Origin of the sequence: Desulfobacter sp. UBA2225 (assembly GCF_002348205.1) — a bacterium.
Lineage (GTDB): Bacteria > Desulfobacterota > Desulfobacteria > Desulfobacterales > Desulfobacteraceae > Desulfobacter > Desulfobacter postgatei.
Genome location: NZ_DDYV01000191.1, coordinates 1 through 7,987, shown reverse-complemented (window position 1 = coordinate 7,987; position 7,987 = coordinate 1). Strand labels below are relative to the sequence as shown.

General features: G+C 46.0%; 8 protein-coding genes. 1 reads left to right on the top strand and 7 read right to left on the bottom strand.

Features of this window, described 5'->3' with window-relative positions:
• Positions 1-1,621, bottom strand: a 1,621-nt coding sequence (locus B3D59_RS09765; protein ID WP_286819393.1) for a 4Fe-4S dicluster domain-containing protein, incomplete at its 3' end; no start/stop codon positions are given.
• 244 nt (positions 1,622-1,865) lie between these two features.
• Here B3D59_RS09765 and B3D59_RS09760 point away from each other — a divergent pair.
• Positions 1,866-2,792: an HpcH/HpaI aldolase/citrate lyase family protein gene (locus tag B3D59_RS09760; RefSeq protein WP_286819392.1), complete on the top strand. Its 927-nt coding sequence runs from the start codon at positions 1,866-1,868 to the stop codon at positions 2,790-2,792.
• Between the two features lie 95 nt (positions 2,793-2,887).
• Here the strand turns inward: B3D59_RS09760 and lpdA are convergent, their stop codons facing one another.
• The 6 genes from lpdA to B3D59_RS09730 all read right to left on the bottom strand — a co-directional run.
• The gene (gene lpdA, locus B3D59_RS09755) at positions 2,888-4,234 is read right to left on the bottom strand and encodes a dihydrolipoyl dehydrogenase (protein WP_286819391.1); all 1,347 of its coding nucleotides are present in this window, start codon (positions 4,232-4,234) and stop codon (positions 2,888-2,890) included.
• Between the two features lie 195 nt (positions 4,235-4,429).
• Positions 4,430-5,077: a lipoate--protein ligase family protein gene (locus B3D59_RS09750; protein ID WP_286819390.1), complete on the bottom strand. Its 648-nt coding sequence runs from the start codon at positions 5,075-5,077 to the stop codon at positions 4,430-4,432.
• 21 nt (positions 5,078-5,098) lie between these two features.
• Positions 5,099-5,350: an acyl carrier protein gene (locus B3D59_RS09745; RefSeq protein WP_286819389.1), complete on the bottom strand. Its 252-nt coding sequence runs from the start codon at positions 5,348-5,350 to the stop codon at positions 5,099-5,101.
• Positions 5,347-6,504 (bottom strand): dihydrolipoamide acetyltransferase family protein, encoded by a 1,158-nt coding sequence (locus tag B3D59_RS09740; RefSeq protein WP_286819387.1) that lies wholly within the window; start codon positions 6,502-6,504, stop codon positions 5,347-5,349. The genes B3D59_RS09745 and B3D59_RS09740 overlap by 4 nt, the downstream gene beginning before the upstream one ends.
• A complete protein-coding gene (locus B3D59_RS09735) occupies positions 6,501-7,490 on the bottom strand; it encodes an alpha-ketoacid dehydrogenase subunit beta (protein WP_286819386.1) in 990 nt (329 codons plus the stop codon). The genes B3D59_RS09740 and B3D59_RS09735 overlap by 4 nt, the downstream gene beginning before the upstream one ends.
• Positions 7,487-7,987, bottom strand: a 501-nt coding sequence (locus B3D59_RS09730; RefSeq protein WP_286819384.1) for a thiamine pyrophosphate-dependent enzyme, incomplete at its 5' end; no start/stop codon positions are given. The genes B3D59_RS09730 and B3D59_RS09735, both read right to left, overlap by 4 nt.

The following is a 7,987-nucleotide window of genomic DNA, read 5'->3' as shown; positions in this document are numbered from 1 at the left end:
TTTCCTGGCATTTATAACAGGTCAGACAGTTCCAGACAATGGAGGCATCCTTTGCCAGTTCGATTTGCCCCAGAACAAGGGCATGGATGACCTGGTGGGGTGCTGATCCGAACTCCCGGGTTTCACCTGTAACAGCGACCACCGGGCATGAATTGGTACAGGTCAGGCAAGTGTAACAGTTTGAAAACGTAGCACCCTGGAAGGATTTTTTCAAGGATTCAACCACCGGGTTTTTCCCGGGTTTGATCACGAGAGGCGTGTCAAGTCCGGACTTTTCAGAGTCATGTTTTTTGAGAAGTTCCCTTATCCGGATAACGGGATCCGGAAGAGATTCCACCTCCAGCTGATCCCTGGTTGCTTTCCATATATCCTGCAGATCCAGTCCGGCAGGACAGAGCTGGGAGCATTTGTTGCACATGGTGCAGATAAAACTGCCCTGGGAAAAGGCATCCCTTGATTCAGGATCCATCGACCGTCCCCATGCATACTCCCGGATGCGGGTTACACGTTCCGAGGGAAACACCCACGGGTTGTCAAAAATTTCATATAAAGGTCCCACGGCACAATGGCTGGTGCAGGTGCCGCACTGGGTGCATGCGGAAAGATCAAAAACCCGGCGGGTGGCCTTGTTCTCATCGCGTTTTATTTGCTGGCCTGCAAGCCCTGAAATCATAAGGCTTACCGGCGTTGTCAGGATATGCAGGAACTTGCTGAAAGGCAGGTAGGCCAAGGCAAAAAAACAGCTTAAAAAGTGAATCTTCAGTATCAGTGCATCCAGGCGGTACCTGTTGAAAAAACCGGCAACAGGTGTCATGGCAATGGAGAGAGGATAGGATACAAAGGCCTCCTTTGGATTGGAGTGGCAAACTGTACAATTGTCTTCATTCAGGATACGTCCTTCTTCCATGAGTTCCGGGGTGACCTGGACGACCTCCTCGGGGAACTGGACATTGAACTCTTCCTGCCAGACGGCCTTAAGCGCCGGAAGTTCCTCCTCGTCCAAGGAACCATATTCCTCCACCATGTCGTAAAATACACCGGAAGAGATGATCTTGGCGGCTTCCAGGCCAAAACCGGATATCATGATGAGCCCAAGGAGGGCGATTGCCAGGTAATCCGAGTGCTTGCTGATCTGTTTTAAACGAAAATTGGTTTTCCTGCGATATATGGCAATGCCCACGCCCACCATCACCATAACACCGGCGATATTTCGAAGGAACATAAAAGGGCTCAGGGTGGATTGGTAACCTGGGAAAATCACTTCGCTGACGTAGCCTTCAAGGGCATGGAAGAAAAATAACCCTGCAAACCCCCAGTAAATACAGATGTGCATAAACCACTTCAAAAAATTCTGGCGCATCAGCGGCAGTTGAAGCACGACATCCAGAATAACCGCCTTGAAAAGATGAAGAATCCGGACAGGTGAGACCAGGATACCGGACAGGTCGAACAAAAACGCTTTGATGCGGCTTGTCGTAGTAAATCCGGTCCGCTCCGGTCCGATGCTTAACCGGAAAAAGCCAATGATTCTGTAAATGATTCCGATGCAGAATACTGCCGACGCAATAGAAAAGCTCCAGGTATAAAGATTGAAACCGGTTAATAAATCATACAACGGCATTGATCATCTCCCAGTAAAATTTAGGATGATATCCCAGGAGGCCCGAATCCGGGCAGCAAGGGATGTTACATAAATGCTACTCCATATAAATATTGCTCAAAAACCAGCACAAAAGCAAATTGATGGCATATTATAATAAGGCAATATTGTCAATTGTAGTCTTTAGTAAATACTTATATTCTTAATTTTAGCAGCTTGGTTTTATGGATTTGACAACCCTAATACTGCCTGTTAAATTGACCGCATGGAAAATAAAACAAGACTGAATAAACCCTGCCGAACGTTGCTTTCCGTACCCGGAAACAAGACCAAAATGCATGCCAAGGCTGCGGGTTCCAATGTTGATGTCATCATGCTGGACTTGGAAGACAGCGTGCCGGCCGATGAAAAAGAAGTCGCCCGTAAAACGGTTATTGATTCGCTTCGTTCTTTGGATTTTAACGAAAAGTGCGTCGCCCTTCGCATAAACAGCCTGGACACGCCTTTTGCATATAAAGATTTGATCCAGGTGGCCGAAGCCGCCGGCGATCGTCTCCAAACCGTTGTGGTGCCCAAGGTAAATCATGAGGCGGATATCCATTTTGCGAGCCGCTTATTGGACGGCATTGAAATGGCATTGGGACAAACAAGGCAGATCCGGATCCAGGCCTGTATCGAGACCGCCCAGGGACTTTCCCGGATTAACGAAATTGCCTCGGCCGATGCCAGGCTCTCTTCCCTGTCATTCGGCATTGCCGATTATCAGGCCAGCATCGGGGCAGCGCTGGTCTCTTTGTCCGGCCACGGAGAAAACGAGGAGCAGGTTTACCCCGGTCACCGGTGGCATTTTCAGCTCAGCCGCATGGTCATGGCTGCCAAGGCCAACGGGCTTATGGCCCTGGATGCCCCCTTTGGAAACTTTAAGGATGACGACGGCCTGAAAAAATCAACCGCCCTGGCCAAGGCCCTTGGGTGTGACGGCAAATGGGTAATCCACCCTGACCAGATTGACACGGTCAACCAGGTGTTTACCCCTGCAGCGGAAGAGATCCAGCGGGCCAGGCGAATTCTGGACGCGGCAGATGATCGGTCCCGGGGCGCCGTGGCTGTGGACGGCCGAATGGTGGACCAGGCCACCATTCGCATTGCCCGGAGGGTTTGGGATCAGGCAGTTTTTCTTGGAAAGGTTTAAATAACAAACCTTCTTGACACCCTGACGTCCTTTATACTACAGAAGCACCTAACCCATGTCCAGAAGGGCATACAAAACAAAAGCAGTTAAATAACTTATAAGGAGCTCAATATTTCCGAAAAGGTAGGATGCGCATGTATTATCCCTTTAAATTCCTCCATCTTGATCTTTTTTTCAATCGCAAGCACCATTTCATGAATTATCTCAGCCGCCCCTGCGCCGATTATCGAGCTGCCTAATATCACACCGCTATTTGCACATACGATTATCTTGGCAAATCCTGAATCGTCACCCTCTATCTTAGCCTTTGGATTTGCTTTGAAAAAGGCCTTTTTCACTTCTATATCAAATCCCTTCTCTTTGGCTTCTTTTTCTTTAATTCCACAGCTTCCGATTGCCGGGTTAGAAAAGACAACAGAGGGGGTGACATGGCTATTGACTTCAGATGAGTGGTTTATGATATTTTGCACAGCGATCTTAGCCTCGGCATATGCCGTATGAGCATACGCAATAGTCTCTATACAGTCGCCGACGGCATATATATTTTTATTTGCTGTTTGAAATGATTCATTAACTTCTATAAATCCTTTTTCATTCACTTTTACCGAACAGTTTTCAATACCGAGCCCTTGGGTATACGGGATTCTTCCTGTTGCACAAAGTACTGTTTCACACATGATAATATCCTGCATCTGCCCGCTGATATGCAGTTCTACGCCATCTTTTTTTTGCTGCGCCTTTTGTACAAAAGAGGAGGTCAGGACATTAATGCTTTGCTTTTTAAACCCTCGCATCAATGCAGCTGCGATATCCGCATCTTCAGAAGGAACAAGCTGCGATAGATACTCGACCAGCGTCACGTCAACGCCGAAAGCGTTAAAAAACGTTGCAAACTCACATCCTATGGCACCCCCTCCTATAATAGCAATAGATTCAGGCAGCTTTTCAAGTTTGAATATTTCACGGCTTGAAATGATATTTTTGCCATCTATTGGCAACAAAGGAAGGGCTTTGACCTGTGAACCTGTTGCAATGATGCATTTATCAAAAGTGATCTTCTCTCCGGCAACTTCAATAGTTTCATCATCCACAAAATGTGCACTGCCGTATAAAAACTCTATGCCGGCTTGTTTCATCATCCATAAGAGACCAGATCTCAGCTCGTTCTTTAAAAGGTCTGTTCTATTTTTAAGACGCTTTAGATCCAAACCGCTTACTTCAATATCCAAGCCGTTTTCTTTAAAAAAAGAGGCTTTTGAAAAATACTGTGCACTTCTTAAATAGTTTTTGGTCGGGATACATCCTTCATTTAAGCAGGTTCCTCCTATACGCGCCTCTATCTGCTCTATAACCAGGGTTTTTACTCCCGCTCTTGCCAGCTGCAAAGCGGCTTCATAACCGCCCGGACCTGCCCCTATTACAACTGCTTCATGATTTCTCATCACTTCTCCTTATCAAATACTCATCCGCAGCTTTTTACGCAGCCACTCCGGCTTACGCAATATCTTGCTCTGCATCGATATTCCACCCTCTGTTGGCATATTTGTTCATCATAAGTTTTTTTGCTCTGTGCTCTTCTTCTATGCTTAATGTACTATCTATAACATCCACGTCAAAAGTTTCACAAAAGGACTCTATCAGCAGTGCGGTGTTACAAGCGCGTTGTGATCTTTTGTGACTCCAAGCTTCATTAGCGCTGCTGCTTTCTTTAAACCTGAATTTTCCAAAAAAAGAGGCTCAAAACACCTTTCATCAAAACTTAACGGTATGCTTCCGTGCTGAAAACAGGCCTGCTTGATATAGCGCTGGGCGTTACCGCCTATTTTTCTGCCCTCTATCAAAATATCATAAGCCTCATTTGAGGCAAGGCAGATATTTGACCTTGCGGTGTTTAATTTCATATCAACTGCAAACCTGGCTTTGCAGCCGAGCTTTTGATAAAAACGAATAAGAAATCTGCACAGATATCCGTAACTTTGGTTTGGACCTCTGCCTTTTAAAAATGCAGGAGGCATTATAAGCGAATAAGAAAGTTCATTTCCGTGTACAAATACACCTCCGCCCGTCATTCTGCGCACAAAAGGAATTTTCTGTTTTTGCAGCATCTCCATATCAAGGCTTTTATGCGGCTTGCTAAATCGTCCCAGACTAAGCGCTTTGTGCCATCTATAAAGCCTTAATATCGGCATGTCGTTTTGCTTGAAACTATATAGCAGCGCCTCATCAACGGCCATATTCCAGCCAGCTTCTGCTATACCTGTTTCAATTAAGCGCCATCTTTTCAAACTATACCCTTCATACATAGATTAATTCAATTTTATCCGCTCGGCAAAGTACTCTGCCATACGGTTTAGTGTATCAACCTTTCCATAGTCCACTTCGGGAACCTGTACCCCAAGCTGTTCATATAAAGCAGTAAGAAGGTGTAAAAAATCATACGAGTCGATCTCTAAAGAGTTTTGCAGATTTTCATCTGATGGGATATCATCATATTCAAGATCGGGAGCGATTATTAGTATTTGCTGAATTATGGATGTTTTGATCTGTTCTTTGTTCATAGCAGCTCCTTGGGATTTTGTAAAATGCGGTTGAATTTATCAAGGAAAAGCGCCCCCGTACGGCCGTCCGTAGCTCTATGGTCACCGGCTAACGTAGCCTTCATGACCTTTTGTACAATAACTTTGTTCTCCTGCACCCAAGGCGTATCGATAATTTTACCCAAGCCTATAAGCGCAACCTGAGGCGGATAGATGACGCCATAGACATTTTCCACACCAAGATCACCCAGATTTGTGATCGTAATGCTCTGCTGTGTCAGTTCTGCTCCGCGCAACTTGTCGGCTCTTGTGCGCATGATAAGATCATCCAGTGCCTGCATGGTCTGGCTCAAATTCATATCTTTTGCACCTAGTAAAGCCGGCGTGATCACTCCTTTTTTACGAAGTGCAATGGCAATACCGGGGTGAATTTCTTTGCAAACTTGATGATAACCTTCTTGCCAGTAACCGTTTAGTTCAGGTACCGCTTCAAGTGCCAGCACGACTGCACGGATAATCATGGCTGCAGGTAAAATACGCGCCTTGATGGTAAGATTTTTATTTATCTCTTCCAGCCAAGACAGGCCAGGACTCATATTGACCGAAGCAGAAAGGTAATAGTGTGGAATCTCTGCATTGGAGAGGCTCATAGCAGATGCTATAGCTTGGCGCATTTTATCTGCTGAGGGCGTTTTCAATTCGGTTTTGGCAACTGATTCTATCTGGCTTAAGTGTATTTCTCCTTCACTTGTTTTCGCAAGATCAGCCAGATCAAGACCAAGCTCACGTGCTTTTTTACGTGCAGCAGGTGAGGCTTTGATACGCTGAGGCGGTGTTGTATCTTGATATCGGTCCGGCGTGGCTTTTTCTAAAGGAGCTAAAGGAATTGCTTCAGTCTGCGCTTGCGCGGCCGTTACTGACGATACTGTTATATTTTCTTCGTCTGAGCTTATTAAAGCAAGAGGTGTGCCTACGCTGCACTCTGTTTCAGGTTCAACCAAAATCTTTTCAATGATACCGTCCTGGAAAACCTCGATCTCAATGACACCCTTGCTTGTCTCTATTTCGGCTATCACCTGGCCTTTTGTCACTCTATCGCCGACCTTGACCTTCCACTGCATTAATATGGCAGATTTCATATCTGCGCCAAGGCTGGGCATTAGAAATTCGCTCATGCTTCCTCCATGATCTGCTTTGCCATGGCAACTATTTTTACAGGTTGGGGCAGTGCGGCATCTTCTAAATGTTTGGCATAAGGAAATGGAACTTCAGCGCTGCAGACCCTTCCCATCGGTGCATCAAGTTCAAAAAAAGCCTGCTCGTTGATACGCGCCATGATCTCGGCAGAAATGCTGCCTGATCTCCATCCTTCATCAACTATCATTACGCGGTGTGTCTTCTTTACGGAATTCATGATCGTTTCATCATCAAGGGGTCGCAAAGAGCGAAGGTCTATCACTTCGGCATCGATCTCTTCTTTTTCCAATATCTTTGCGGCATCCAATGCTTTGAAAAGATTGATCCCGTATGCAAGGATCGTCAGGTCTTTGCCCGGGCGTTTGACAACTGCTTTTTTGATGGGCAGAGGCTTGGCATTGGTATCAAGAGTTCCCTGGGAGTTATAAAGCAGGGAGTTCTCAAAGATAAGTACCGGGTCAGGATCGTTAAGTGCCAATTCTATCATACTATAGGCATCTTGTACCGTTGCAGGCGTTAGGACTTTGAGTCCCGGGATATGCGCATACCAGCCTTCCAAAGAGTGGGAGTGCTGTGCTGCAAGCTGCTTTCCGCCGCCTGTTGACATACGGATAACCAAAGGAACGTTGAACTGCCCGCCTGACATATGCAGCAGTGTTGCGGCGTTGTTCATGATTTGATCCAGGGCCAATAGGCTGAAATTTACCGTCATAATCTCTACGATCGGCCTCATCCCGTTCATTGCCGCACCGATACCCGCGCCCGTAAATGTCGATTCGCACAGGGGAGTATCAATGATGCGCTCTTTGCCGAACTCTTCCAAAAGACCTTTGCTTACGGCAAAACATCCGCCGTAACGGCCTACATCTTCTCCCATTAAAAAGACTCTATCATCTTTTTGCATAGCATTTTTGATGCCTTCGCGTACAGCTTCCCGGTAAGTGGTCTGGTTATTCTCTTTCATTGTACTTCCTCCGGTGAATAGACAAATTTTTCAAGATCGCTGATTGGTTCCAGTGTTCCATTTTCTGCAAACGTCACGGCTTCATCAATGGTTTTTGTGATCTCATCTTCGATCTCTTGCGCTTTGATTTTTGACCATAACCCTCTCTCTTCAAGGTTTTTCTTAAAAGTTACCAGCGGCCCTTTATCTTTCCACTCATTGACTTCTGTTTTTTTACGGTAAAGTTCTGCATCAAACATTGAATGTGCTCTAAAACGGTATGTGAGGCATTCAAGAAACACGGGGCCTTTGCCTGATTTGATATCTTCAACCGCATTTTTTGCAGACTCGGCGACCTGTTTCACATCCATCCCGTCAACCTGAAAAGAATTTATACGGTAGCTTGCCGCTTTTTTGGAAAGATTGACTTCCGACTCTGAGAATTCCAAAGCGGTACCCATCGCGTAATAGTTGTTTTCGCATATGAAAAGAACCGTGTCCTTTCGGCAAGCGTGCGT

Excerpts from the sequence above, each read along its gene's own strand:
- B3D59_RS09760 (WP_286819392.1), top strand. The coding sequence starts at position 1,866 with ATGGAAAATAAAACAAGACTGAATAAACCCTGCCGAACGTTGCTTTCC.
- lpdA (WP_286819391.1), bottom strand. The coding sequence starts at position 4,234 with ATGAGAAATCATGAAGCAGTTGTAATAGGGGCAGGTCCGGGCGGTTAT.
- B3D59_RS09745 (WP_286819389.1), bottom strand. The coding sequence starts at position 5,350 with ATGAACAAAGAACAGATCAAAACATCCATAATTCAGCAAATACTAATA.
- B3D59_RS09740 (WP_286819387.1), bottom strand. The coding sequence starts at position 6,504 with ATGAGCGAATTTCTAATGCCCAGCCTTGGCGCAGATATGAAATCTGCC.
- B3D59_RS09735 (WP_286819386.1), bottom strand. The coding sequence starts at position 7,490 with ATGAAAGAGAATAACCAGACCACTTACCGGGAAGCTGTACGCGAAGGC.